This window comes from Arsenicicoccus bolidensis DSM 15745 (genome assembly GCF_000426385.1).
Classification (GTDB): domain Bacteria; phylum Actinomycetota; class Actinomycetes; order Actinomycetales; family Dermatophilaceae; genus Arsenicicoccus; species Arsenicicoccus bolidensis.
In genome coordinates this window covers 130,233-155,777 of the sequence record NZ_AUFG01000001.1, presented here as the reverse complement: position 1 = coordinate 155,777, position 25,545 = coordinate 130,233, and the positions used below count along the sequence as shown (strand labels likewise).

The following is a 25,545-nucleotide window of genomic DNA, read 5'->3' as shown; positions in this document are numbered from 1 at the left end:
GCGGCAAAGCGCGCCAACTTCCTCTGTTTGTTCGCCACATCTCTGGCAGAACAAACACAACCGGGTATACGGTTGCGGCATCCGCGAGCCATGGCCGTCTGGCCGGGTCCGCGGTGCTCCGCTCGTCGTCGACGACGAGCGGGCCTGGCCCGACGAAGGAGAGGCCGCCTGTGCACCAGCACGAGCGTCACCAGCTGATCGTGGAGCGATCCCGCTCGCAGTCCCGCGTCGAGGTCGCCGTGCTGGCGGCCGAGCTCGACGTCACGCCCGAGACCATCCGCCGCGACCTGACCGTCCTGGAGCGCCACGGCCTGGTGCGTCGTGTCCACGGCGGGGCGATCGCCATCGAGAAGCTCGCGTTCGAGCCCACCACCCAGATGCGCTCGGAGCAGCGGACCGCCGAGAAGTCCGCCATCGCCCAGCGCGCCCGCGAGCTGGTCCCCGTCGACGGCAGCATCCTCCTGGACGCCGGCACGTCCACCCTGGCGCTCGCGCACCTGCTGCCCACCGGCGGCGAGCTGACCGTCGTCACCAACTCCCTGTCGATCGCGCAGGCGGTCAGCACGCGGGAGGACATCTCGCTCTATCTCCTCGGAGGTCGCGTGCGTGCCAAGACGCTCGCCTCTGTCGGCTCCTGGTCGGTCGACGCGCTGCGCGACATCCACGTGGACGTCGCCTTCATCGGCACCAACGGCCTCACGCCGGACGAGGGGCTCACCACGCCCGACCCGTCCGAGGCCACCGTCAAGCGCGCCATGGTCACCGTCGCCCAGCGTGTCGTCGTCCTGGCCGACCACAGCAAGATCGGCGTCGCCCACTTCTCGCGGTTCGGGCGGCTGAGCGACGTCGACACCATCGTCACCGACAGCGGTCTCGACCCCGAGACCGCCGCAGAGCTCGAAGCCCACGGCCCGGAGGTGGTCCGCGCGTGATCCTGACCCTGACACCCAACCCCAGCGTCGACCGCACCATCGCGGTGACGACGCTGCAGCGTGGCGCGGTGCAGCGCGCCACCGACTCGCGGCTCGACCCGGGAGGCAAGGGCATCAACGTGTCCCGGGCCCTCGCGGTCAACGGGACCGACACGGTCGCCGTGCTGCCGGTCGGCGGCCCCCAGGGCCAGATCATGCAGACCCTGCTGCGCGAGATCGCCCTGCCCGTCGAGGCCGTCGAGATCGCGGGGAGCATCCGCGCCAACGTCGGCATCGTCGAGCCGGACGGCACCACCACCAAGGTCAACGAGCTCGGGCCGGCACTGTCCGAGAACGAGGTGGCGGCGCTCCTGGCCGCCGTCGACCGCGCCGCGGGCCGGGGCCTCACCTGGCTCGTGGGCTGCGGCTCGCTCCCCCAGGGCCTGGACCCCGCCTTCTACGTCGACCTGGTCCGCCGCGGCCACGAGGCGGGCGCCAAGGTGGCCATCGACTCCAGCGGCGCACCGATGGCCGCGGCCGTCGCCGCCTCCCCCGACCTGATCAAGCCCAACGACGAGGAGCTCGAGGAGCTCGTCGGCCGCCCGCTGGCGACCGTGGGCGACGTCGTCGACGCGTGCCGCACCCTGATCGCCGGCGGCGTCGGCAGCGTCGTGGTCAGCCTGGGCAGCAAGGGCGCCCTCCTGGTCACCCCCGACGAGGTCGCGCACGCCGCCGCCACCATCACCAACCCGCTGTCCACCGTGGGCGCCGGGGACTCCCTGCTCGCGGGCTACCTGCACGCGCTGAGCCGTGGCGACACGCCGTCGGCGGCGCTGCGCACCGCCGTCGCGTTCGGGTCGGCCGCGGTCTGCCTGCCGGGCACCGAGGTGCCGACTCCCGAGGATGTTGCGAGGATCGACGTCAGGGTCAGCGACCCGGTCGACCTCACCCTGTCTCTCTGAGACGCCGCTCACCAGACCCCACCCCATCAAGGAGAGATCATGTCCCTCATCACCGAGAAGCAGGTCGTGCTGGACCTCCGCGCCACCGACCGCACCGACGCCACCCGGACCCTGGGCGAGACCCTGGTCGCGGAGGGGCGGGTGACCGACCTCGAGGGCTTCCTCGACGACGTGCGCAAGCGCGAGGAGCAGATGGCGACCGGGCTGCCCGGCGGCATCGGCATCCCGCACTGCCGCTCCACGCACGTGACCGAGCCCTCGCTCGTCTTCGGGCGCTCCCGCGAGGGCATCGACTGGGGGTCCGAGGACGGGCCCGCCACCTTGATCTTCCTCATCGCGGCGCCCGAGGGCGGCGGCGAGGACCACCTCAAGATCCTGGCCATGCTCGCCCGCAAGCTCATGCGTGCCGAGTTCAAGGAGTCCCTGCGCAACGCCGTGACCCCGGCCGAGGTCGTCCAGATCGTCCGGTCCGAGGTCGAGCAGTGAGGCTGGTCGGCGTCACCAGCTGCCCGACGGGCATCGCGCACACCTACATGGCCGCCGAGGCCCTCGAGCAGGCTGCTCGGGAGGCAGGCCACGAGATGGTCGTCGAGACCCAGGGCTCGGCCGGCTCCGAGCCGCTCGACCAGTCGGTCATCGACGCCGCCGACGCCGTCATCTTCGCCCACGACCTCGAGGTCAAGGACGCCGGCCGGTTCGCCGGCAAGCCGACCATCGACGTGGGCGTCAAGAAGGCTGTGTCCGGGGCACCGGCCCTGGTCGCGCAGGCGGTCGAGGCCGCGGAGCAGGCTCGTACGGCGGCGCCCGCCGCCTCGGGTGGGACCGCGTCCGGCGTCACGTCGGGTGGCGCCCGCTCGCTCTCCCTGGTCGGCGTGACCAGCTGCCCCACCGGCATCGCCCACACCTACATGGCCGCCGAGGGCCTGGAGCAGGCGGCCAAGGAGGCCGGCCACACCATGGTGGTCGAGACCCAGGGCTCGGCCGGCTCGGAGCCGCTGGACCAGTCGGTCATCGACGCCGCCGACGGGGTGATCTTCGCCCACGACCTCGAGGTCAAGGACGCCGGCCGGTTCGCCGGCAAGCCGACCGTCGACGTGGGCGTCAAGAAGGCCGTGTCCGACTCCCCCGCCCTCATCGCCGAGGTCGAGCGGCTGGTCGCCGAGCGTGGGAGCTCGACGGCGTCCGCCACACCGGTGTCCGCTGCGAGCACCGCCGCGACGACAGGGGCCACGTCCGCCCGCGAGACCGAGCGCGTCGGCACCGGCACGAAGATCCGTCAGTGGCTGATGACCGGTGTGTCCTACATGATCCCGTTCGTCGCGGCCGGCGGCATCCTCATCGCCCTGGGCTTCATGCTGGCCCAGGTGTTCGGCGGCAAGCAGGGCGCCATCGACGTCACGTCGATGTACACCCTCAACCCGGCCGGCGCCACCGACAAGGTCACGGTCCTGCAGAACGCCTTCAACCCCGGCAACGGGATGCACTGGGCGGCGCTGCTGTTCCTGATCGGCGGGGCGGCCTTCAACTTCCTGGTGCCGATCCTGTCGGGCTTCATCGCCTACGGCATCGCCGACCGGCCGGGCCTGGTCCCGGGCATCGTCGGCGGCTTCATCGCCAACACCATGGGCGCCGGCTTCCTCGGCGGCATCGTCACCGGCTTCATCGCCGGCTTCGCGGCGCGCTGGATCGCCGGGTGGAAGGTCCACAAGGGCATCCGCGGCGTCATGCCGGTCGTCGTCATCCCGCTGCTGTCGACCCTGATCACCGCCGGCGCGATGATCCTGATCCTCGGCCGCCCGATCAAGGGCCTCATGGACTCCCTGAGCAGCGCGCTGACCGGCATGTCCGGCTCCAACGCGATCCTGCTCGGTCTCATCCTCGGCCTGATGATGGGCTTCGACCTAGGCGGTCCCGTCAACAAGGTGGCCTACACCTTCGGCACGACCGGCCTGTCCGCCGTGGCGGCCGGGGCGACGGACGCCCCGCAGCTCAAGATCATGGCTGCGGTCATGGGCGCGGGCATGGTCGCACCGTGGGGCATGGCCCTGGCGACCGCCCTGCGACCCAGGCTGTTCACCAAGGCGGAGCAGGAGAACGGCAAGGCCTCGTGGCTGCTCGGCGCGTCCTTCATCTCCGAGGGCGCGATCCCGTTCGCGGCCGCCGACCCGTGGCGCGTCATCCTGTCGTCCATGGTGGGGTCGAGCATCACCGGCGCGCTGATCATGGCCTTCGGCTCGGGCAGCCGTGCGCCGCACGGCGGTCTGTGGGTCACCCCGCTGATCACCAACCCGCTGATGTTCCTCCTCGCGGTCATCGTCGGATCCCTCGTCACCGGGCTGCTCGTCGTCGCGCTCAAGGGCGCCGACAAGAGTCGCCGAGCCGTTGCGGACACTCCCGCGGCGCGGGACGCCGTCGCCGCCTGATCCACCCGCACACCGCACCGCTGCACCACCCTCACTGGCTGCACCAGCTCCACCAGCTGCACGAGCTGCACGAGCCCGGTATGACGGGGACCACGTTCCCGACATACCGTGAGTCCCACGACCTGACCCCCGCACAACTCAGAAGGATTGATCCTCATGGCATCTCGCAACGTCACCATCGCCTCCTCCGTCGGCCTGCACGCCCGCCCGGCCTCGATGTTCGTCCAGGCCGCCACGGCCACGGGCCTGCCCGTCACGATCGCCAAGGAGGGCCAGACCCCGGTCGACGCCCGCAGCATCCTGGCCGTCATGGCCCTGGGCGCCAAGCACGGCGACGTGGTCACCTTGTCCGCCGAGGGCGACGGCGCGGAGGACAAGCTCGGCGAGCTCGTCGCCCTGCTCGAGCGCGACCTCGACAACGAGTGATCTCGCGATGACCGACGCCCCCCACCGCCAGCTGAGCGGCATCGGCGTGAGCGTGGGCACGTCGGCCGGACCTGTCGTCCAGGTCCGGCCGGCGCCCACGGCCCCCGCCAACGAGCCGGCCGCGGCCGACCCCGCCGCCGCCAAGGCCCAGGTCCGCGAGACCATGGAGCAGGTCGCGTCCGGGCTCGAGGCCCGCGCCGCCAAGGCCGACCCCAAGGCCGCCACGATCCTGCAGGCCACCGTGATGATGGCGCGCGACCCCGGCCTCGCCGGCGGGATCGACACCCAGCTCGACGCCGGCAAGGGCCCTGCGACCGCCGTGACCGCGGCCGTCGAGGAGTTCTGCACGATGTTCGAGTCGCTCGGCGGCTACATGGCCGAGCGCGTCACCGACCTGCGCGACGTCCGTGACCGCACGGTCGCCCGCCTGCTGGGCGAGCCGGAGCCGGGAGTCCCCCAGTTCGACGAGCCGAGCGTGCTGGTCGCCCACGACCTGGCTCCCGCCGAGACCGCGACCCTCGACATCGACAAGGTGCGCGGGATCGTCACCGAGGCCGGCGGGCCGACCAGCCACACCGCGATCCTCGCGGCCCAGCTGGGCATCCCCGCCGTCGTCCGGGTGCAGGGCGCCCTGCAGATCCCGGCCGGCACCGTCGTGGCACTGGACGGCGGGGTGGGCGAGGTCATCGTCAACCCCACCGACGACGAGCAGGAGCAGCTCGCCGAGCGGTCCCGCCGCCGGGCGGCCGCCCTGTCCAACGTGAGCGGCGTCGGGGTCACGCGCGACGGCACCAAGGTCGCGCTCCTCGCCAACATCGGCACCGCCGAGGACGCCGAGAAGGCCGGCACGATGGACTGCGAGGGTGTGGGCCTGTTCCGCACCGAGTTCCTCTTCCTGGACCGCGACGACGCGCCCACGCTGGAGGAGCAGACCGCGACCTACACCCGCGTCTTCGAGGCCTTCCCCGAGCGCCGCGTCGTCGTGCGCACGCTCGACGCGGGGGCCGACAAGCCGCTGGCCTTCGCCGACCTCGGCGAGGAGGAGAACCCCGCCCTCGGCGTGCGCGGCCTCCGGCTGCAGCGCGAGCGCCAGGACCTGCTGGACACCCAGCTCCAGGCTCTCGCCGCGGCCTACCAGGCCACCGGGGCGGACGTGCGCGTCATGGCCCCGATGGTGGCCACCCGCGAAGAGGCCCGCTGGTTCGCCCAGCAGGTCAAGGCCGTCGGGCTGCCCAAGGGCGGCACGATGATCGAGGTCCCGGGTGCGGCGATCCGCGCCAAGGACATCCTCGAGGTCTGCGACTTCGCGTCCCTCGGGACCAACGACCTGTCGCAGTACACCATGGCCGCCGACCGCATGCAGGGCGCCCTGGCTCCCCTGCTGAGCCCGTGGCAGCCCCCGCTGCTCGACCTGGTCAAGATGGCCTGCGAGGGTGGCCGCGCGACCGGCAAGCCGATCGGCGTGTGCGGCGAGGCCGGCGGCGACCCGCTGCTGGCGCTCGTGCTCGTCGGTCTCGGGGTCTCGTCCCTGTCCATGGCCACGCCCAAGCTGGCGGCCGTGCGCACCGCGCTCAGCCTCCACGAGCTCGGGACCTGCCAGCGGATGGCGACGGCGGCCCTCAAGGCTCGCTCGGCGCGCAAGGCCCGCCAGGCCGTCCTCGACCTGGCCGACCCGATCATGATCGACCTGCTCTGACGGTCTGATCAGCCGGCCCTGCCGGTGCGAGGCCCGGTGCGCTACCCCCTTGGCGCACCGGGCCTCGTGCTGCCGGCGTCCCCCTCGTCCATCGTGTCGGCCGGGTCCACCTGCTGCACAACGTCCGCGGCGTCCGTCGGGTATCGGTAGACCGCCAGGCTGTCGGTGCGGTGGTAGCCCAGGCTCTCGTAGAGGCGCAGCGCCCCCGTGGGGTTCTCGGCGTCGACCCCGAGCCCGGCGGACGCCATGCCGGAGCCTGCGAACCTGCGCATCGATTCCTGCAGCAGCGCGGACGCCACGCCTCTCCCCCGGTGGCTGCGCAGCACCGTCAGCTGCTCGGTCCACCCCTCGGTGTAGCCCTGGGCGGCCCAGTCCTGCTCGTAGGCCGAGCTCATCGCCAGGCCCACCATGGCCCCCGTGGCGTCGTCCACCGCCAGCACCGACCAGTCCGGGCGGAAGCTCGCCGACGTCAGCTGCTCCTGCCACATGTCGGGAGTCGTGCCGGCATAGGCCCAGTGGTCGCGGAAGCCCTCGTCCAGCACCGCCAGCGCCTCGTCCGAGCGAGACGGGTCCCAGTCGAGCAGGCGCACTCCTCGGGCCGACCCGACCGGCACGACCGGCACAACCGGCACGACCGGCACGGGAGCGTCCAGCCACCGCCCCATGCCGAAGAAGTACCGCACCGCCTCCAGCCCCGCGCGCTCCGCCAAGTCGCGCAGCTCGGTCTGGTGGACGGGGGCCGACAACCGCATCTCGAGCGGTCCGTGCCCCTCCCTGCGTCCGGCGCGGCCCCAGGCCACGCCGTGCGCCAGCTCCCACCGGAGCAGGGCCGTGCCGATGCCCTCGCCGCGCCGGCTCGGCCCCACCACTCCCCCGAGGTGCACCCGGCGGACCTGCGTGATCGACCGGTTGCACCCGGACCATCCGACGGCCACGAGGGCACCGCGGTCGTCGTGCCCGAGGATCAGGTCCTCTCCCGGGACCGACCGCGGGGAGTCCCAGTACTCCTCGATGTCGCTTCGGGCCGTACGCTCGGGATTGCGGTCGTGGGCCTCGGCCTCGGCATACAGCCGCGCGATCGCCGGCACGTCGGCGCGATCACCACGACGCCACGTGATGCCCGGCAGGGCGTCCAGGTCCGCCAGGGCGGTCTGCTCGGCAGGGATGGCAGTCATGCGTCGATCCTGCGCCGCGGCCCGAGGCCGCACAACCACCTTTCCTCGGCGCCCGATCCGGCGGGCCCGGCGCGCCATACGGCCCGTCACCCGACCCCCGGGGCAGGATGGGGCGGATCCGCTCGCGAAGGAGAATGCACCTGATGGCGCGTCGCACGACCGCACCGACCCTGGACGACGACTTCGTCGAGAACATCATCGACATCGACGTCTCCGACGAGATGCAGCAGGCGTTCCTCGAGTACTCCTACTCGGTCATCTTCAGCCGGGCGCTGCCCGACGCGCGCGACGGCCTCAAGCCCGTGCAGCGACGCATCCTCTACGGCATGCACGAGCTGGGGCTGCGTCCCGACCGCGGCCACGTCAAGTCCTCCCGCATCGTCGGCGAGGTCATGGGCAAGTACCACCCCCACGGGGACACCGCGATCTACGACGCCCTCGTGCGCCAGGCCCAGCCGTTCACGATGCGGCTGCCCCTGGTCGACGGGCACGGCAACTTCGGCTCCCTCGACGACGGTCCGGCGGCCAGCCGCTACACCGAGGCGCGCATGGCCCCGTCCGCGCTGGCGATGCTGGGCAGCCTGGACGAGGACACGGTCGACTTCGTCCCCAACTACGACGAGCAGCTCACCCAGCCCGGGGTGCTGCCCGCGGCCTTCCCCAACCTCCTCGTCAACGGCGCCTCGGGCATCGCGGTCGGTATGGCGACCCAGATGCCGCCCCACAACCTCGTCGAGGTCATCGGCGCGGCCCGCCACCTCATCGCCCACCCGGACTGCTCGCTCGACGACCTGATGAAGTTCGTGCCGGGGCCGGACCTGCCCTGCGGGGGCCGGATCATCGGCCTCGAGGGCATCCGCGACGCCTACCTGACCGGACGCGGCAGCTTCAAAACGCGCGCCACCTGCCGCGTCGAGAGCGTCACCGCCCGCAAGAAGGGCATCGTCGTCACCGAGCTGCCCTATCTCGTCGGCCCGGAGAAGGTGCGCGACAAGATCAAGGACCTCGTCCAGTCCAAGAAGCTGCAGGGCATCAGCGACTTCAAGGACCTCACCGACCGCAAGCACGGGCTGCGGCTGGTCATCGAGATCAAGAACGGCTTCAACCCCGACGCGGTCCTGGAGCAGCTCTACAAGCTGACGCCGATGGAGGACTCCTTCGGCATCAACAACGTCGCCCTCGTCAACGGGCAGCCCCAGACCCTCGGGCTCAAGGACCTGCTGCGGGTCTACGTCGACTTCCGCACCGACGTGGTGCGTCGCCGCTCGCAGTTCCGCCTCGGCAAGAAGGAGGACCGCCTGCACCTCGTCGAGGGGCTGCTCATCGCGATCCTCGACATCGACGAGGTCATCCAGGTCATCCGCACCTCCGACGACGCGGGCATCGCGCGGGCGCGGCTCATGGACGTCTTCGAGCTCTCCGAGCCTCAGGCGACCTACATCCTCGACCTGCAGCTGCGCCGCCTCACCAAGTTCTCCCGCATCGAGCTGGAGAACGAGCGCGACGAGCTCCTGCGCGAGATCGCCGAGCTGCGCGAGCTCCTCGGCGACGAGGCGCTGCTGCTCCGGCTGGTGTCCACCGAGCTGGCCGACGTCGCCAAGCAGCACGGCACGCCGCGCCGCACGGTCCTGCTCGAGTCCGCCGGCACCCCGGCGACCTCGGCCACGCCGCTCGAGGTCGCCGACGACCCCTGCTACGTCCTGATGTCGTCCACCGGGCTGCTGGCCCGGACGTCGGACGCCGGTGGCCTGTCCAACGAGGGCGGTCGGTCCAAGCACGACGCCGTGGTGGCGGCCGTGGCGACGACCGCGCGCGGCGAGGTGGGCCTGGTCACCTCGACCGGTCGGGTGGTCCGACTGTCCGCCCTCGAGCTGCCGACCCTGCCACCGACCAACGGCGCCCCGTCGCTGTCGGGCGGTGCGCCCCTCGCGGCCTACGTCGAGCTGGGCAAGGACGAGGTTCCCCTCACGATCATGTCGCTCGCCCCGGAGTCCCGCGGCCTGGCCCTTGGCACCGCCCAGGGCGTGGTCAAGCGGGTGACGACGGACTACCCCGGCAACCGCAAGGAGTGGGAGGCCGTCTCGCTCAAGCCGGGCGACCGCGTCGTCGGCGCGGTCGAGCTGCGCACCGGGGACGAGCACCTGTGCTTCGTGACGACGGACGCGCAGCTGCTGCACTTCCCGGCCTCGGTGGTCCGGCCCCAGGGCCGCACCGCAGGCGGTATGGCGGGAATCCGCCTGTCCCCCAAGGCGTCCGCGCTATGGTTCGGCGCCATCGACCCGTCCGCCGAGACGGTCGTCGTGACCGGGGCGGGATCCGCCGGAGCCCTTCCGGGCACGGAGACCCCATCGATCAAGGTCACCCCTCTCGGCGAGTACCCCGCCAAGGGCCGCGCCACCGGCGGGGTCCGCTGCCAGCGCTTCCTGCACGGCCAGGATCAGCTGGTCCTCGCCTGGGTCGGCGCCCTGCCCGCGCGGGCCTCCGGGCCCAACGGCGTGGCGGTGCCGCTCCCCGAGGCGACCGGCAAGCGGGACGGCTCCGGGCTCTCGGCCAAGGGGCCCATCGCCGGGATCGGCGGGCCGCTGCCGACCGAGTCGCCCGTGAGCGCCGGGGCCGCCGCCGCGTCGTCGCCGACGAGCTCGGACGCCGCCGGCACGGCCGAGGGTGGCGAGGGGCTCTTCGACCTGCCGCCCAACACCGGGCCGACCCGCGAGCGGGTCGTCGTGGACCGGGACGACTACGACCCCGACAGCCTCGACGACGTGGTGCAGACCTCCACGGAGTGACCCGCCGGCTCGCCGGTGGTCATCGATCCGACCTTGCGACCTTGCGACTCTGCGACCTTGCAACGCCGCGACGCGCGCAGCGGTCAGCCGTATGGATCACGCGCGGCCGGCGAGGAGCAGCGACACCAGGATCGCGATGATCACGGTGTTGAACGCGAAGGCCATGAGCGCGTGGACCATCATGGCGCGGCGCATCTGCCTCGTCGTGACCGAGACGTCGGTCGTCCCGAAGGTCACCTGCCCGTTGAGCGAGTGGTAGAGGTAGTCGCTGAAGGCTCGCTCCTCGGTGCCCGGGAACTCCAGGCCGCCCTCCGTGAGGTCCAGCCGCGCGTAGTGCAGGGCGTAGGAGAGCACGACGTTGCACCAGGACACGACCACCGCCACGATGCACCCCACGAGGGCCCAGGGGATCGCGCGCGCGTGCGGGTTGGTCGCGAGGACGAGGCACACCCCGAGCGCGAACACCGAGAGCTGGATCGACCACGACGGAGCGGACCCCACCCCGAAGGACCGACGCATCAGTCGACGCGCCACCCCTCGCGTCGCTCCGCGTGCACCGAGGCCAGGACCTCCCGCCGCAGGTCGGCGCCGCCCAGCCCGTGGAAGGCCCGCCAGGTGAGCCAGGTGTAGACGAGGATGAAGGCGATCATGGCGCTCAGCGGCATCATGATCACGAACTCGTCCACCTCGATCCCCAGCCGGCCTCTCGCCAACGGGCCGACCACCACGAAGGGTGCGAACGCGCCCATCGCGATCAGGCTGCGGGTGGTGTCCGAGGACAGGCGGGCGGGTCGGGACGGCGCGCTCATGGCTCACGACCCTAGCGCGCTGGTCACACCTGCTCGTCGACGTAGAACCGGTGCGCCGGGGCGGGGTCGTTGCCGCAGGAGTCGTAGAGGCGCTCGCCCGTGGGCTCCTTGTGGACCCGCAGCCGCCACGCGCGACCGTCCTCGTGCGCGACCCTGACCTGCGCGTCCCACTCGTCGCCGCGCTCGATCCGGCTCGTCAGGGCCCTCAGCGACGTCTCCTGGGTGCGCGCCCGGACCCAGGCCTCGGCGGCCTGGACGGGCAGCTCGAGGTGGCTGCGGCCTCGGTCGTGCGCGGCGTCGAGGGCGGCGAGGCACAGCTCGCGCCGCGCCTCGGCGTCGACGACCTGGACGGCGAGCTCGCCGGTCAGCCGGGCGATCGTGTGCCCGCTGGGCAGCGCGATGCCGGTGGCGGCGAACCGGTGGCCGCCGGTGTGGGTGCACTCCCACACCTGGCCGGGGCGGTGCCGCGCACCCTCGAGCACCACCGGCCTGCCCCGCACGGCGCAGCACACGTCCCGCTTGCCGTTGGTGCAGACCAGGAGGATCCCAGCGTCGGTGCGGTGCAGCCCGGGCAGGGCCTGCAGCACCGCGTCCGGTCCCTGGTCGACCAGGCCACCGAGGTCCAGGCCGAGCAGCTCGGCGGGGTCGACGATCGCCCCGGCCAGCAGCCAGGGGCCACCGGACGCGCCCTGCAGGTCACCGGCGACGAAGACCTCGCGCGGTGCCCCGTCGGCCTGGGACCGGCGGTCGGACACCGAGCGGATGAGCACCAGGCGCCCACCGGCCCGGGCACAGGCACCCTCCAGCCGGTCCCCCAGGGCGGGGTCGAGCCAGGACTCGGTGAACGCGTCCCTGCCCCACGGGCCGGGCTGCTCGAGGGCGATCCAGAAGTCCGCCATCGCGGCGGTCCCGCCCACCGGGCTCCCGGCCCCCTCCCAGGACAGCGAGCAGGCCGTCTCCGGCAGTTTGGAGGTCGGGTCAGGGCGCTCTGAGGTCACCCGCCCACCCTATGACGGAGGGCACGGTCGTCGGCCGCCGTCACGACGCGCGTACCTCGGGCAGGGCGGCCATCGACCCCCGCAGGTGGGCGTCGAGGTCGGGGTCGTCGGCCGCCGACGAGCGCAGGCGTCCCGCCGTGTGGTCGCCGTAGGCCGGCAGCTCCAGGTGCCCGTGGCCCGAGAGCCCCACGACCACGACCTTCTCCTCGCCCGACTCCGCACAGCGACGCCCCTCGGCGACGAGCTCCGCGATCGCGTGGGTCGACTCCGGCGCCGGGATGATCCCCTCGCAGCGCGCGAACAACGCGCCGGCGTCGAAGCACTCGGCCTGCTCCTTGGCCACCGCCTCGAGGTGCCCGTGGTGGTAGAGGTGGCTGACCAGCGGCGCCATCCCGTGGTAGCGGAGCCCGCCCGCGTGGATCGCGCTCGGCATGAAGCCGGACCCGAGCGTGTGCATCTTCATCAGCGGCGTCATCCCCGCGACGTCGCCGAAGTCGTAGGCGTAGGTCCCGCGCGTGAGGCTCGGGCACGCCGCGGGCTCCACGGCCCGCAGCGCGGGCGTCATACGGCCGGCCCAGGTCTCCCGCAGGAAGGGGAAGGCCAGACCGGCGAAGTTGGACCCGCCCCCGGTGCAGCCGATCAGCAGGTCGGGGGTCTCCCCGACCTTGGCCAGCTGCAGGAGGGTCTCCTCGCCGATGATCGTCTGGTGCAGCAGCACGTGGTTGAGCACGGACCCCAGGGCATAGCTGGTCGTGGGGCTCTGGACCGCGGCCTCCACGGCCTCGGAGATCGCGATGCCCAACGATCCGGTCGTGCCCGGGTGCGAGGCCTGTATGACGCGCCCCGCCTCGGTCAGGTCGCTCGGGCTGCGGTGGACCTGCGCCCCGAAGGTCTCCATCATCAGCCGCCGGTAGGGCTTGGAGTCGAAGCTGCCCGCGACCTGCCAGACCTCGCACTCCATGGCGTACTGCGCGCAGGCGAACGCCAGGCTGGCGCCCCACTGGCCCGCGCCGGTCTCGGTGGTGAGCCGGGTGATGCCTGCCTGGTGGTTGTAGTAGGCCTGAGGCACGGCGGAGTTGGGCTTGTGGGAGCCGGCGGGCGAGACGCCTTCGTACTTGACGTAGAGCCGGGCAGGGGTGCCGAGCTCGCGCTCGAGACGGGTCGCCCGGATCAGCGGGCTCGGCCGCCACAGGCGATAGACCTCCTGGACCTCCTCCGGGATGTCGTAGTAGCGCTCGGTGCCGAGCTCCTGCTCGATCAGGGCCGGCGGGAAGAGCGGCGCGAGGTCCTCGGGGCCGACCGGTTCGTGGGTGCCGGGGTGCAGCATCGGTGGCAGCGGCTCCGGGAGGTCGGCGACGATGTTGTACCACCTCGTCGGCATCTCGGACTCGGCGAGGGTGATCCGGTGCTGCGGTGCGTCCATGACCGCAATCTAGCGACGACCGCGCCCGCCCGCGAGACATGTCTCGGTCGGGCGGGCGTGGTCGCTTCGTCGTGGTGGACGAGGCGATCAGGTCCAGGGACGGCCCTCGCGCTGGCGGTTGAGCTCGTCGTGATGGATGCCGAGCTCCTCGATGTGCTCGGGCTTGTTGGTGCGACCGGTGCCGATGAACCGCGTCGACAGCCAGTGCAGCAGCCAGAGCACGACACCGACGACCAGCAGCACCGCCGCGACCTGGTAATCCTTGGGGTCGCGCTTGGACAGCGGGGAGGCGAGGAAGCCGCACAGGACCGCGCCGATGACGGGGATGACCGTCGGCGCCTTGAAGTGCCGGTGCTCGACCTTGTCGCGCCGCAGCACGAGCACGGCGATGTTGGTGATGGTGAACACGATCAGCAGCAGGAAGGACGTCGTGCCGCCGAGCGCCTTGAGGTCGGCGAACCAGACCAGGCCGAAGGCCAGCACCGTGGTGAACAGGATGGCCACCCACGGCGTGCGCCGCTTGGGCAGGATCCGCCCGAGGGTGACGGGCAGCACGCCCTCGTGCGCCATGCCGTAGAGGAGGCGCGAGGCCATCAGCATGTTGATCAGCGCGGAGTTGGCGACGGCGAACATCGTGATGACGGCGAAGATCGCGATCGGGAAGGCCGGCGCTCCCGCCTGGACGACCTTGAGGAGCGGGGTCTCGCCCTCGCCGAGCTCGGCGGGCTTGACCAGCGTGACCGAGGCGATGGCCACCAGCACGTAGATCACGCCCGTGATCGACAGGCCGATGAGCATCATCTTGGGGAAAGTCTTGACGGGGTCCTTGGTCTCCTCGGCCATGTTGACCGAGTCCTCGAAGCCCACCATGGCGAAGAACGCGAGGGCCGTGGCGGAGGCGACCGCCGTGAAGAGGTTCGAGCCCTCCTTGACGTTGAACTGGGTGAGGGTCGCGGCGTCGCCCTTGCCCTGCATGATCGCCCACACGCCGATGGCGATGATGATGAGCAGGCCCGACAGCTCGACGATGGTCAGGACGACGTTGACCTTGACGCTCTCCCCCACGCCCCGCAGGTTGATGATCGCGACGAGGGCCATGAAGCCGAGGGCGGCGAGCAGGAGCATGGTGCCCCCGGACTCCCAGCCGAAGTGGGCCGCCTTGTTGAGGTTGCCGGCGAAGGCCTGGGCTGCGCTGGAGGCCGAGGTGAGACCCGAGCACATGACGGTGAAGCAGACCAGGAAGGTCAGGAAGTGCACCCCGAAGGCCTTGTGGGCGTAGACCGCGGCTCCACCGGCGCGGGGGTACTTCGTAACGAGCTCGAGATAGCTGAAGGCGGTCAGCATCGCGACGATGAAGGCGCACAGGAATGGAAGCCAGACCGCCCCGCCGACCTCCTTGGCCACCTTGCCGGTCAGCGCGTAGACGCCGGTGCCGAGGATGTCGCCCACGATGAAGAGCAGCAGCAGACCGGGTCCGATCGCGCGGTTCAGCTCGGGCTTGCCCTCGCCGGCGCTGGGTTCGGCCGTGCCGGTCATCGGCGACGTGTCGTTGTCACTCATGGCGGACACGATCACTGACGAAACAGGTTTCGTCCAGCCAGGATCGCCCCGGATGCCCAGATCGTGACCGTATGACGGCTCAGGCGTCGATGCGCTCGGCGTCGAGGGAGTGCGCGGAGTCCACGATGAAGTCCTTGCGCGGCGCGACCTCGTTGCCCATGAGGAGCTCGAAGACGCGCTCGGCCGCCTCGGCGTCCGCGAGGGTCACGCGGCGCAGGGTGCGCTGGCGTGGGTCCATCGTGGTCTCGGCCAGCTGGTCGGCGTCCATCTCGCCGAGGCCCTTGTAGCGCTGCATCGGCTGCTTGATCCGGCGTCCCTTGCGCTCGAGCTGACGCACCGTGGTGCGCATCTGCTGCTCGTTGTAGGTGTAGATCAGCTCGTTCTTGCGCGAGCCCGCCCCGACGACCTCGATGCGGTGCAGCGGCGGGACCGCGGCATACACCCGGCCTGCCTCGACCAGCGGACGCATGTAGCGGAAGAAGAGCGTCAGCAGCAGCGTCCGGATGTGGGCGCCGTCGACGTCGGCGTCGGTCATCACGATGACCTTGCCGTAGCGCGCCGCGTCGAGGTCGAAGCTGCGGCCGCTGCCGGCGCCGATGACCTGGATGATGGCCGCGCACTCGGCGTTCTTGAGCATGTCGCCGACCGAGGCCTTCTGGACGTTGAGGATCTTGCCGCGGATCGGGAGCAGGGCCTGGTGGTCGGAGTCGCGCGCGAGCTTGGCCGTGCCCAGGGCGCTGTCACCCTCGACGATGAACAGCTCCGAGCGCTCCACGTCGCTGCTGCGGCAGTCCGCCAGCTTGCTCGGCAGGGTGCTGGTCTCGAGGGCGTTCTTGCGGCGCTGCGTCTCCTTGTGCTGACGGGCCGAGATGCGGGACTTCATCTCGGAGACGACCTTCTCCAGCAGAAGGCTGGCCTGGGCCTTCTCCCCCCGCTTGGACGAGGTCAGCAGGGCGGTCAGCTCGCGCTCGACGACCCGGGCGACGATGGCGCGCACCGCGCTGGTCCCCAGGACCTCCTTGGTCTGCCCCTCGAACTGCGGCTCGGCGAGGCGCACCGTCACGACGGCCGTGAGGCCGGCGAGGATGTCGTCCTTGTCGACCTTGTCGGTGCCGACCTTGAGCCGCCGGGCGTTGACCTCGAGCTGCTTGCGGAACACCTTCATCAGGGCCTGCTCGAAGCCGCTGACGTGGGTGCCGCCCTTGTGCGTGTGGATGATGTTGACGAAGGACTCGGCGCGCGTCTCGTAGCCGGTCCCCCAGCGCACCGCCACGTCGACGGTGCACTCGCGGGTCATCTCCGTGCTGACCATGTGGCCGCGGGCGTCGAGCTGCGGCACCGTCTCGGTGAACTCGCCGCTGCCCTGCAGCCGCCAGACGTCGGTCAGCGCCGGGTCCGAGGCGAGGAACTCCGCGAACTCGCTGATGCCGCCCTCGTTCTGGAAGGTCTCCTCGTAGACACCCTCGCCGTCGAGGTCGCGCTCGTCGCGCACCGCGATGGCGAGCCCTGGGACGAGGAAGGCCGTCTGCCGAGCCCGCGAGACGAGGTCGGCGCGGTCCAGGCCGGCGTTCTTGAGGAAGATCTGGTGGTCCGCCCAGTAGCGGACCCGGCTGCCCGTCACGCCCCGCTTGGCCTTGCCGACGACCTGCAGCTCCGAGGTCTGCTCGAACGGCGTGAAGGTGTTGTCCGGACCCGGCGCACCAGCGTCGTCGAAGGTGCCGGGCTCGCCCCGCCGGAAGCTCATCTGGTAGGTCTTGCCGCCGCGGTCCACCTGCACGTCCAGCCGACTGGACAGGGCGTTGACCACGCTGGCGCCCACGCCGTGCAAACCGCCCGAGGCGGCATACGACCCGCCACCGAACTTGCCGCCCGCGTGCAGCTTGGTGAAGATCACCTCGACGCCGGACAGGCCGGTGCGGGGCTCCTTGTCGACGGGCATGCCGCGTCCGTTGTCGCGCACCACGACCGAGCCGTCGCGCCCGAGGACGACCTCGATGTGGTCGCAGTGGCCGCCCAACGCCTCGTCCACGGCGTTGTCGATGATCTCCCACAGGCAGTGCGTCAGGCCGCGGCTGTCCGTCGACCCGATGTACATGCCCGGCCGCTTGCGGACGGCCTCGAGGCCCTCCAGGACCTGGAGGTGGCGGGCGGAGTAGGTGTCGCTGCTCGTGCCGACCGTGCTGGCTGCGCTGGCTGCGCTGGCTGCGCTGGCTCGGCCTGCTCGGCTCGCTGGGCTGGCTGGGCTGGCTGGGCTGGCTGGGCTTGCTGTGGTCGTGGCGTCTGGCACGCTCGGCAGGGTACCCGCCGGGTATGACACCCCCGTGCAGACTCGCCATGCACCGCTCGTCCGGGGAGGTCGGGCCACGGCTGGCGCTCCGCCCAGCGAGAAATGCGCGGGTGGGAACGAATGCACGTGCTTGACTGTTGTCACCGCCGTAGAGGCCGCACCCACAGCCGTCCGGGAGCGACCCCCACTGACGTGAAAGAGAGGCCCATCGTGACCACCGCACTGGCACCGACCGAACTCACCGCAGCCGACCGCTGCGACCGTTGTGGCGCGCAGGCCTACATCCGAGCCCGTCTCGCGTCCGGAGGTGAGCTGCTCTTCTGCGCCCACCATGGTCGCGAGCACCTGGATCGCCTGCGTCCCCTGGCTACCGACATCGACGACCAGACCGACCGGCTCCACGCGTCGTCGACCAGCTGACGGCGCCGCACCACCGTCCGCGAGGACGGCACGACGAGACCCCCGACCGACGACGGCGGGGGTCTCGTCGCGCTGCCCCTAGGCTGGGCACGTGACCACCACCCTGACCGTCCTGCTCGCCGTCTGCGTCGTGATCGGGCTGCTGGGGATCGTGATCCCCGTGCTGCCCGGCCTGCTGCTCGTGTGGGGCGCCGTCCTGGTGTGGGCCGTCGTGACCCAGACGTGGTGGCTCGCCGTGCTGGTGACGGTGCTGTATGCCGTGGGCCTGGCCCTGCAGTACGTCCTGCCCGGGCGCCGGTTGCGCACCGGCGGGGTCCCGACCCGGTCGCTGGCCGCGGGCGTCCTCGTGGCGGTCGTGGGCTTCTTCGTCATCCCGGTCGTGGGGGCCGTCGCCGGCTTCGTGCTCGGCGTCTTCCTGTCCGAGCTGCAGCGCCTCGGCTCGACGGGCGCGGCCTGGCCGTCGACCGTGCACGCGCTCAAGGCGGTGGGCCTGTCGATGCTGATCGAGCTGACGGCCGGCCTGCTGATCAGCGCGTCCTGGGCCGCAGCGCTCATCTGGGCCTAGCAGAGGCCTCGTTCAGAGCTCCCCGCGGTCTAGAACTCGCCGCGCTGACGACGCTCGTCCCACCGCTGCTCCAGCCGCTGCATGAAGGTCCCCGACCGGGGGGTCCGGTCTCGGGGCAGGCGCCCGGCGGCACCCGGTGCCCGGTCGGCACGCCTCATCTTGGTGGCGCCACCGGCTCGACCGACGCCCGGGCGACCGAAGCGCCTGCTGGTGCGCTGCTGCACCGTGCCGTCCTCGCCCACCGCTCCGAGCTTGCGCCTCGGTGAGGCCAGGGCGTAGAAGCCGGCCGCCACCATGATCAGGAACCCGATCACGCCGATCCATACCTGCTGCTGCGTCACGCCGAGGAGGACGACCCCGAGACCGGCGAGGACGCCGATCGCGCCGAGGATGTAGCGCCGACGGCGCCCTGGCGTCGAACTGGCGCTCGCGAGCTGGGCCGCGAAGCGCGGGTCCTCGGCATACAGCGCCTGCTCCATCTGCTCGAGCAGCGCCTGCTCACGCTCTGAGAGCGGCATCTCGCTCCCCTCCCTCGGGGTCGTGCGGTCGTGAGGTCCTCGAGGCCGGGTCGCGCGGCGCGGGTGCGCCGTCAGAGCGGTCTCCGTAGGACTCAACGAAGATGATCTCAGGATAGATCCCGGCGAGGGGTTGTGGTAGATCCGTCCCCAGGTCGGACCAGACTCGCCGGACGCACCGCACCGGCCCCGAACCTCGCGCTCGCCCGGTCGACCGCACGCTCGGCGTCCCGCCACCCGTGCTCTCGCTCGTCCAGCAGGCCCTGGCGCGGCACCAGGCCGGCGTCCTGGAGCCCCTCGAGCCGGACCCCGACGAGGCGGATGCGGGCGCGCTGCAGCCCCAGCGCGTCGAACAGGTCGCGGGCGGTGCGATAGACGTCCTGCCCGACGTCGGTGTGCTCGCGCAGGGTCTTGGAGCGGGTGATCGTGGTGAAGTCCGCGAACCGGACCTTGATCGAGACGGTGCGCGCCATCATCCCCTGGGACCGCAGCCGGGCGGTGGAGCGGTCGGCGAGCTTGAGCAGGTGCCGGTGGATCTCGACCGGGTCGTCGATGTCGTGGCCGAAGGTCTCGTCGGCGCCGACGCTCTTGTCGACGTGCACCGGGGTCACGCTGCGGGGGTCACGCCCCCACGCCAGCTCGTGCAGCGAGGCGCCCATCGCCGGGCCGAGGGCCCGCTGCAGCGTCGCCACCGGGGTGTGCGCGATGTCGGCCACCGAGCGCAGCCCCAGCCGCAGCAGGGTCTCCTCGGTGCGGTCGCCCACCCCCCACAGCGCGGCGACCGGCAGCTGGTGCAGCGTCGCCACGACCTGGTCGACCGGCACGACGCGCAGGCCGTCGGGCTTGGCGAGGCCCGACGCGAGCTTGGCGACGAACTTCGTGGGGGCGACGCCGACCGAGCAGGTGATGCCCTGCTCGTCGGTCACGGCGTCACGGATGTGGTGGGCGATCTGCGTCGGACGACCGTGGGTGTGCACCGACCCCGACACGTCGAGGAAGGCCTCGTCGACGGACAGCGGCTCGACGACGGGGGTGACCGAGCGGAAGACGGCCATGACGCCGCGCGAGACCTCGGCGTAGCGCTGGTGGTCGGGCCGCAGGACGGTCGCCCGGGGGCACAGCCGACGGGCGCGGGCCATCGGCATCGCCGAGGCGACGCCGTAGCGTCGCGCCTCGTAGGTCGCCGAGAGCACCACCCCTCGCGTGCCGCCACCGATGATGACGGGCGTGCCGACGAGGTCGGGATGCTCGAGCAGGGTGACGGAGGCGTAGAACGCGTCCATGTCGACGTGCAGGACGTGGCACCCGGTGTCGTCGAGGGCCCCGGCCTGCGCCTCCTGGTCCTCGAGGCGGAACTGCCGCCGGCTCACGGCGTGCCCGTCTCAGTGCCGCGCGGCGATGACGTGCAGGGCCGCGCCGAGCTGGGCGAGGATCGCGAAGTCCGGGTGGCTCGCGGCCGCGCGCTCGAGGTCCAGCAGCGCCATGCGGTCGGCCTCGGAGTCCACCAGGGCGGAGGGGACGAGGTCGCTGAAGATGCGGACGCCGTGGGTGTCGGTGATCTCCAGGCCGGCGGCCTCGACGAGCCCCGAGACCGAGGACAGGTCGAACCGGCGGGGCAGCGGGTCGGGCGCTCCCCACGTGCCCTCGGGCGTGGTGAGGGCGTGCTGGGCCTGACCGAACTGCCCGGCGATCGCCCGGGCGAGCACCACGGCGAGCCGCTGGGCGACGACCAGGCTGAGCACGCCGTGGGGCGCGAGGGCGGCGCTGATCTGCGCGAGGGAGTCGCTCGGGTCGTCGACGAACTCCAGGACGCCGTGGCAGCAGACCAGGTCCGCGGTGCCGACATCGTGCACCTCGCGGAGCGTGCCGGCGTCGCCCTGGACCCCACGGACGCGGTCGTCGACGCCGGCCTCGCGGGCGCGCCGGCCGAGTGCGGCGAGAGCGTCCGGGCTGGGGTCGACGACGGTGACCTCGTGACCGAACCCGCCGAGCGCGACGGCGACCCCGCCGGTGCCGCCACCGAGGTCGAGGACCCGCAGCGGCCGGTCGAGCTGGGCGGACAGGTCGTCGGCGACGGACTGGACGGCCTCCCACACGGCGGCGGTGCGCAGGTTGGTCTCGACACCGGCGCCGCGGGAGCGGCGGGCCGCGGGTCGGTCCGCGTGGTCGGGCATCGCTGGGCTCCTTCGGGGCGGGGTGCGCGCGGACGCGCCGTCTCGTCCACCCTAGTGCCCCGAGCTGCCCGGGCTGGAGTGCCACAGCTTGCGCGGCGGCGTGCGATGAGCCTCGCCCTGGTCGCCCCCCGCGGGCTTGATGTCGGCATAGGGCGACTGCTCGAACCCCGAGGCGTGGCGCAGGACCCGACGCGTGCGCTGCCCCTCGGTGCCGGTCGCCCGCTCGACCTCGGCCGCCAGCTCGCGGGCCTCGGCGTCGACCTGGGCCAGCAGGTCGTGCACGCCGCGCGGCCCGTCGCGCAGCCACGCGTCCCACAGCGCCCCGAGCTCCCACGCGCCGGTCGCGCGCAGGGAGATCCCCCGGGGGCCCGTGCGGCGCACCTCGCCGCGGACGAGCAGCATCCAGGAGTGGAAGACGGTGGAGGCGTAGGGACCCTGGACGTCCTCGAAGAAGGTCGCGTCGACCGGTCCGGTCGTGTCGTCGAGGGTGAGGAAGACGACGCGCCGTCCCGAGCGGACCGGCGGGGTCTGGGTGGCGACCTTGACCCCGGCGACGTGCACGACGGCGCGGCTGCGGCAGCCCAGGAGGTCCGCCGACCGCACCACGCCGAGGGCCTGCAGCATCGGGGCGTAGGGCTCGAGGACGTGCGCGGTCGCGTCGAGGCCCAGCACGTCGAGCTCGGCGCGCACCCGCTCGGTCTGGGTCATCTCGGGCAGCCCGCTGCCCGCGGTGAGCGTGGGCTCGTCCCCGAGGTCGAGGGCCAGCTGGACGGGCTGCTCCCCGGCGGGCGCCACGGGGGCGTGCTGCCGGGACTGACGCGCGGCGGCGGCGCGCACGTCCGGCGCGGCGGGCCTCAGGTCCGCGCGCTGCCGGTCGAGGTCCTGCCGGTCGGAGGCCTGCCGGCCACCGGCCGACGACGCGGCGGGTCGGTCGATGGCGGCGGGTGCGCTCCCCCGGCGGCCACGTGGCGCCCTGCGCGCGGTGGCGCGGCTGTAGCGCTCGAGCTCGGCCACGTGCAGGAGCAGGTCGCGGCGGGTGACCTTGCCGCGACGTCCGAGCCCGGCGACCGCGCGATGGCCCGACAGGCCGTAGAGGGAGTCGAGCGCCCCGGCCATCACCAGCCGCTCGAGGACCGGGCGCGAGGGCTGGGCGCGGTTCCACACGTCGGCCAGGGTGACGTAGGGCCGGCCGGCGACCAGACGCTGCACCTCGGCCTCGCTGATGCCCTTGACGTCCGAGAGGGAGAGCCGGATGCCGTAGGCCCGCCCGTCGGGCAGGTCGGGGTGCGCGGGCCGGGACCGGGACTGCTGGTCGAGGATCTGCGGCGGCGGCTCGTCCCACGGCGCGACCTTCTCGACGCGATAGGTGTCGTCGGAGGCGTTGACGTCCAGGCCGAGGACCGCGATGCCGAGGTTGCGGGCGTCGTCGAGGATGAGCCGTTTGGGATACATCCCCGGGTCGTGGGTGAGCACGCCGGCGAGGAAGGCCGCCGGGTGGTGGGTCTTGAGCCACGCGGACTGGTAGGTCGGCAGGGCGAACGCCGCCGCGTGCGCCTTGCAGAAGCCGAACGACGCGAAGGCCTTGAGGACGGCCCAGATGCGGTCGACGTCCTCCGGGGCGTAGCCGCGTGCCGTGGCTGCCGGGCGCCACCACGCCTCGACCTCGACCTGACCCTCAGGTGATCCCATGGCGCGACGGACCTCGTCCGCCTCGGCGAGGGTCACCCCGGCCGTCTCGGCGACGATCCGCAGCACCTGCTCGTGGAAGACCACCACCCCGGCCGTCTCGCGCAGCGCGGGCACGAGGGTCTCGTGCAGGTGGTCGGGCTCGGACCAGCCCTGCCTGGCTCGCAGGAAGGGGGTGATCATGTCGGACTTGACCGGGCCGGGGCGGAACAGCGAGATGTCGATGATGATGTCGTCGAAGCTCTCGGGCCCGAACTTGCCGATGAGCTCGCGCTGCCCGGGCGACTCGATCTGGAAGCAGCCGAGGGTGTGGGTGCTGCGGATCAGGCGGAAGGTCGCCTCGTCGTCCAGCGGCACCTGACGCTGGTCGTCGAGCTGGATCCGGACGCCGTCGACCCGCTCGACCTCGGCCACCGCGTGGGCCATGGAGGACTGCATGCGGATGCCGAGGACGTCGAGCTTGAGCAGCCCCATCGCCTCGACGTCGTCCTTGTCGAAGTGGCTCATCGGGAAGCCCAGCCAGCTGGCCTCGACCGGCGTGCGGTCGAGCAGCCCCGAGTTGGACAGCACCACCCCGCACGGGTGCAGCGCGATGTGGCGGGGCAGCCCGTCGACCCGCTCCACGAGGTCGAAGAAGGTCTGCAGCCGCGGCGCGTCCAGGCCGCTCGCCCGCAGCTCGGGCAGGTCGGCGATGGCCGACCGGGCGTCCCGGGCCCGGATGTGGGGAAAGGCCTTGGCGATCGCGTCGACCTCGTTGGGCGGCATGCCGAGCGCTCCCCCGACGTCCCGGACGGCGTGGCGCACGCGGTAGGTGTCCATCATCGACACGCAGGTCACCCGGTCGCCGCCGAAGCGGTCCAGGATGCGCTCGTAGATCGCGGTGCGCCGGTCGGACTCCACGTCGATGTCGATGTCGGGCAGCTGGGCGCGCAGCGGCGAGCAGAAGCGCTCCATCAGCAGGTCGTGGCGGATCGGGTCGACGCCGCTGATCCCGAGCAGGTAGTTGACCAGGCTGCCGGCGCCGGACCCGCGCGCCGCGACCCGGCCGTCCATGTCGCGGATCAGGTCGCACACGGTCGCGACGGTGAGGAAGTAGGTCGGGTAGCCGAGGCCGGCGACGACCCCCAGCTCGTCGTCGAGCCTCGCCTCGATCGCCCGCCGCCCGCTGTCGCTCGCGTCGGGATAGCGGGTCAGCAGCGCGCCTCGGCAGCGCTCGGCCAGGACCGCCTGGGGGGACTGCCCGGGCCGTATGCCGAGGATGCCGGGCTCGGGCAGCTGGACCGATCCGATCCCGAGGTCGCCGCGCGGGTCGAGCCGGCAGTCGTCGGCGACCCGCAGCGTGGTGCGCACGAGCTCGTCGGCGCGGGCGCGATCCCCGCCGCACGCCTGGCGGGCGAGGGCGAGCATGTCCGGGGTCGAGGCGAGGTGACCCAGCGTGGTCACCCGGTCGAGGTGCCGGGTGTCGAGGGCGACGAGCCGGCGGGCCGCGTCGAGCACGTCGGCCGTGACCGCGTCCTCGGCGCGGCCGTGGCGCACGGCGGCGGTCAGCACGGCGGGGACCCCGACGTCGTCGGCCAGCGCGAGCAGCGCGGCGGCCTGGCGGCGGCTGCCGACGGATCCCGGCGGCCCCTCGTGCAGGACGACCTCGACGACGAGGGCGTCCCCGGGCAGCGCGTGCCGCCACTGCTCCAGCAGGTGCCGGGCCTGGTCGGGCCGGCCGCGCAGGACCGCCCGGCCCACGTCGGAGTCGGGGCCGACCAGCACCGTGAGGGCGTCGGCGTGCTCGGCCACGAGCGCCCGGCTCGTCACCGGCTCTCCCCGCTCGCCCGCGAGGTGGGTCGCCGACACCAGCCGGCACAGCCGCGCCCAGCCGTGGCCCTGCTCGACCCGGGAGCGTCCCCGGGCGAGCACGGTGACCCGGGGCAGCCGTGGGTCGACGACCGCACCACCGCGCACGGGGGTGCGTCCGGCCGGCCTGGCCCGCTGCCCGGCGACCTCGCCCAGCGCGAGGTCCGCCCCCAGGATCGGGTCGATGCCCCGGGCCAGGCAGGACTGGGCGAACTTCACCGCGCCGTAGAGGCCGTCGCGGTCGGTCAGCGCCAGCGCAGCCTGGCCGTGCCCCACGGCGAGATCGACCAGGTCGGCCGGTGGGGTGGTGCCGTAGCGCAGGGAGCAGCCCGACGCCACGTGCAGGTGGACGAAGTCATCGGCCACCGGTGGCCACCTGCAGGGACGGCAGCGGTGCGTGCGGCGGGGCCCCGAGGGCGGACTCGACCAGGGCGAGGAAGGTCTCGGAGGCCCGCACCAGGTCGTCCGCCTCGCGCGCCGAGACGGGTCCACCCCGCTCGGCCACGGAGCGGCGGGTCGCCGAGGCGGCGTAGAACGCGGCCCACTCCCCCAGCTCCGGCGCGGCGGCCGGCAGCAGCTCCCAGACGCTGCGGGGCCGTCCCCGGCCCGAGACCGGTCCCCGGGTGGCGAGCAGCGCCGCCCCGGCGCGCAGCCCCGACAGGTGCGCCGCGACGTAGCGGTCGGCGGTCGTGCCCGCGCAGGTCGCCTCGGCGAGGGCGGCGTAGGCGCGGTCGAGCAGGTCGAGCGTCGCCGTGGTCAGCGGCGGACGCGTGCTGGTGGCGATCGTGGCGGTCATGGTGCACCTGCTTTCGTCATACGGTCCGGTCGGGAGAGCCGGAAGAAGAACGAGAGGGAGATAGAGGGAGATAGAGGGGAGAGAG

At 72.5% G+C, this 25,545-nt stretch carries 21 protein-coding genes; 9 read left to right on the top strand and 12 right to left on the bottom strand.

Features of this window, described 5'->3' with window-relative positions:
* Positions 1 to 170: 170 nt before the first annotated feature.
* From K313_RS0100715 to ptsP, 6 genes are all read left to right on the top strand, one after another.
* Positions 171 to 932, top strand: a complete 762-nt coding sequence (locus K313_RS0100715; protein WP_019284737.1) for a DeoR/GlpR family DNA-binding transcription regulator — start codon at positions 171 to 173, stop codon at positions 930 to 932.
* The gene (gene pfkB / locus K313_RS0100710) at positions 929 to 1,873 is read left to right on the top strand and encodes a 1-phosphofructokinase (protein ID WP_029210009.1); all 945 of its coding nucleotides are present in this window, start codon (positions 929 to 931) and stop codon (positions 1,871 to 1,873) included. The genes K313_RS0100715 and pfkB overlap by 4 nt, the downstream gene beginning before the upstream one ends.
* Positions 1,874 to 1,912: 39 nt before the next feature.
* Positions 1,913 to 2,359, top strand: coding sequence for a PTS sugar transporter subunit IIA (locus K313_RS0100705; RefSeq protein WP_019284735.1), 447 nt, complete (start codon positions 1,913 to 1,915; stop codon positions 2,357 to 2,359).
* Entirely contained in the window at positions 2,356 to 4,296 is a 1,941-nt protein-coding gene (locus K313_RS0100700; protein WP_029210008.1) for a PTS fructose-like transporter subunit IIB, read from the top strand. The genes K313_RS0100705 and K313_RS0100700 overlap by 4 nt, the downstream gene beginning before the upstream one ends.
* 156 nt (positions 4,297 to 4,452) lie before the next feature.
* Positions 4,453 to 4,722, top strand: coding sequence for an HPr family phosphocarrier protein (locus tag K313_RS0100695; protein ID WP_019284733.1), 270 nt, complete (start codon positions 4,453 to 4,455; stop codon positions 4,720 to 4,722).
* 7 nt (positions 4,723 to 4,729) lie between these two features.
* The gene (ptsP, locus tag K313_RS0100690) at positions 4,730 to 6,418 is read left to right on the top strand and encodes a phosphoenolpyruvate--protein phosphotransferase (RefSeq protein WP_029210007.1); all 1,689 of its coding nucleotides are present in this window, start codon (positions 4,730 to 4,732) and stop codon (positions 6,416 to 6,418) included.
* 41 nt (positions 6,419 to 6,459) lie between these two features.
* Here ptsP and K313_RS21870 read toward each other — a convergent pair whose 3' ends face one another.
* The gene (locus K313_RS21870; protein WP_029210006.1) at positions 6,460 to 7,593 is read right to left on the bottom strand and encodes a GNAT family N-acetyltransferase; all 1,134 of its coding nucleotides are present in this window, start codon (positions 7,591 to 7,593) and stop codon (positions 6,460 to 6,462) included.
* A 143-nt stretch (positions 7,594 to 7,736) separates the two neighbouring features.
* On the opposite strand from K313_RS21870, the gene K313_RS0100680 reads away from it, so the two are divergent.
* The gene (locus K313_RS0100680) at positions 7,737 to 10,379 is read left to right on the top strand and encodes a DNA gyrase/topoisomerase IV subunit A (protein ID WP_029210005.1); all 2,643 of its coding nucleotides are present in this window, start codon (positions 7,737 to 7,739) and stop codon (positions 10,377 to 10,379) included.
* Positions 10,380 to 10,475: 96 nt separating this feature from the next.
* Here the strand turns inward: K313_RS0100680 and K313_RS19495 are convergent, their stop codons facing one another.
* The 6 genes from K313_RS19495 to K313_RS0100650 all read right to left on the bottom strand — a co-directional run bounded on the left by K313_RS19495 (position 10,476) and on the right by K313_RS0100650 (position 17,456).
* Complete coding sequence (locus K313_RS19495) at positions 10,476 to 10,898, bottom strand: DUF1345 domain-containing protein (RefSeq protein WP_029210004.1); 423 nt, start codon at positions 10,896 to 10,898, stop codon at positions 10,476 to 10,478.
* Positions 10,898 to 11,188 (bottom strand): hypothetical protein, encoded by a 291-nt coding sequence (locus K313_RS0100670; protein WP_029210003.1) that lies wholly within the window; start codon positions 11,186 to 11,188, stop codon positions 10,898 to 10,900. Before K313_RS0100670 ends, K313_RS19495 begins: the two co-directional genes overlap by 1 nt.
* A gap of 23 nt (positions 11,189 to 11,211) precedes the next feature.
* Complete coding sequence (locus tag K313_RS0100665) at positions 11,212 to 12,186, bottom strand: sucrase ferredoxin (RefSeq protein WP_029210002.1); 975 nt, start codon at positions 12,184 to 12,186, stop codon at positions 11,212 to 11,214.
* A 40-nt stretch (positions 12,187 to 12,226) separates the two neighbouring features.
* The gene (locus K313_RS0100660; protein ID WP_029210001.1) at positions 12,227 to 13,609 is read right to left on the bottom strand and encodes a TrpB-like pyridoxal phosphate-dependent enzyme; all 1,383 of its coding nucleotides are present in this window, start codon (positions 13,607 to 13,609) and stop codon (positions 12,227 to 12,229) included.
* A gap of 87 nt (positions 13,610 to 13,696) precedes the next feature.
* Positions 13,697 to 15,169 (bottom strand): APC family permease, encoded by a 1,473-nt coding sequence (locus K313_RS0100655; RefSeq protein ID WP_029210000.1) that lies wholly within the window; start codon positions 15,167 to 15,169, stop codon positions 13,697 to 13,699.
* 79 nt (positions 15,170 to 15,248) lie between these two features.
* Positions 15,249 to 17,456: a DNA gyrase/topoisomerase IV subunit B gene (locus tag K313_RS0100650; protein WP_084412318.1), complete on the bottom strand. Its 2,208-nt coding sequence runs from the start codon at positions 17,454 to 17,456 to the stop codon at positions 15,249 to 15,251.
* Between the two features lie 210 nt (positions 17,457 to 17,666).
* On the opposite strand from K313_RS0100650, the gene K313_RS0100645 reads away from it, so the two are divergent.
* A complete protein-coding gene (locus tag K313_RS0100645) occupies positions 17,667 to 17,876 on the top strand; it encodes a DUF7455 domain-containing protein (RefSeq protein ID WP_029209998.1) in 210 nt (69 codons plus the stop codon).
* A gap of 91 nt (positions 17,877 to 17,967) precedes the next feature.
* A complete protein-coding gene (locus tag K313_RS0100640) occupies positions 17,968 to 18,441 on the top strand; it encodes a DUF456 domain-containing protein (RefSeq protein ID WP_019287066.1) in 474 nt (157 codons plus the stop codon).
* 29 nt (positions 18,442 to 18,470) lie between these two features.
* Here the strand turns inward: K313_RS0100640 and K313_RS0100635 are convergent, their stop codons facing one another.
* The 5 genes from K313_RS0100635 to K313_RS0100615 form a co-directional block, all read right to left on the bottom strand.
* Positions 18,471 to 18,959 carry a DUF3040 domain-containing protein gene (locus K313_RS0100635; protein WP_019287065.1) on the bottom strand — a complete coding sequence of 163 codons (489 nt, stop codon included), beginning with the start codon at positions 18,957 to 18,959 and terminating at the stop codon, positions 18,471 to 18,473.
* Between the two features lie 107 nt (positions 18,960 to 19,066).
* Positions 19,067 to 20,326 (bottom strand): DNA polymerase IV, encoded by a 1,260-nt coding sequence (gene dinB / locus K313_RS0100630; RefSeq protein ID WP_029209997.1) that lies wholly within the window; start codon positions 20,324 to 20,326, stop codon positions 19,067 to 19,069.
* A 12-nt stretch (positions 20,327 to 20,338) separates the two neighbouring features.
* A complete protein-coding gene (locus K313_RS0100625) occupies positions 20,339 to 21,130 on the bottom strand; it encodes a methyltransferase domain-containing protein (protein WP_029209996.1) in 792 nt (263 codons plus the stop codon).
* Between the two features lie 51 nt (positions 21,131 to 21,181).
* On the bottom strand, positions 21,182 to 25,030 hold the full coding sequence (locus tag K313_RS0100620) for a DNA polymerase III subunit alpha (protein ID WP_029209995.1): 3,849 nt from the start codon (positions 25,028 to 25,030) through the stop codon (positions 21,182 to 21,184).
* Positions 25,020 to 25,460 (bottom strand): SAV_6107 family HEPN domain-containing protein, encoded by a 441-nt coding sequence (locus K313_RS0100615; protein WP_019287062.1) that lies wholly within the window; start codon positions 25,458 to 25,460, stop codon positions 25,020 to 25,022. Before K313_RS0100615 ends, K313_RS0100620 begins: the two co-directional genes overlap by 11 nt.
* Positions 25,461 to 25,545 lie beyond the last annotated feature (85 nt).

Coding starts and splice junctions, on each gene's coding strand:
- K313_RS0100705 (WP_019284735.1), top strand. CDS start 1,913: ATGTCCCTCATCACCGAGAAGCAGGTCGTGCTGGACCTCCGCGCCACC.
- K313_RS0100695 (WP_019284733.1), top strand. CDS start 4,453: ATGGCATCTCGCAACGTCACCATCGCCTCCTCCGTCGGCCTGCACGCC.
- ptsP (WP_029210007.1), top strand. CDS start 4,730: ATGACCGACGCCCCCCACCGCCAGCTGAGCGGCATCGGCGTGAGCGTG.
- K313_RS21870 (WP_029210006.1), bottom strand. CDS start 7,593: ATGACTGCCATCCCTGCCGAGCAGACCGCCCTGGCGGACCTGGACGCC.
- K313_RS0100680 (WP_029210005.1), top strand. CDS start 7,737: ATGGCGCGTCGCACGACCGCACCGACCCTGGACGACGACTTCGTCGAG.
- K313_RS19495 (WP_029210004.1), bottom strand. CDS start 10,898: ATGCGTCGGTCCTTCGGGGTGGGGTCCGCTCCGTCGTGGTCGATCCAG.
- K313_RS0100670 (WP_029210003.1), bottom strand. CDS start 11,188: ATGAGCGCGCCGTCCCGACCCGCCCGCCTGTCCTCGGACACCACCCGC.
- K313_RS0100660 (WP_029210001.1), bottom strand. CDS start 13,609: ATGGACGCACCGCAGCACCGGATCACCCTCGCCGAGTCCGAGATGCCG.
- K313_RS0100655 (WP_029210000.1), bottom strand. CDS start 15,169: ATGAGTGACAACGACACGTCGCCGATGACCGGCACGGCCGAACCCAGC.
- K313_RS0100635 (WP_019287065.1), bottom strand. CDS start 18,959: ATGCCGCTCTCAGAGCGTGAGCAGGCGCTGCTCGAGCAGATGGAGCAG.
- K313_RS0100625 (WP_029209996.1), bottom strand. CDS start 21,130: ATGCCCGACCACGCGGACCGACCCGCGGCCCGCCGCTCCCGCGGCGCC.
- K313_RS0100615 (WP_019287062.1), bottom strand. CDS start 25,460: ATGACCGCCACGATCGCCACCAGCACGCGTCCGCCGCTGACCACGGCG.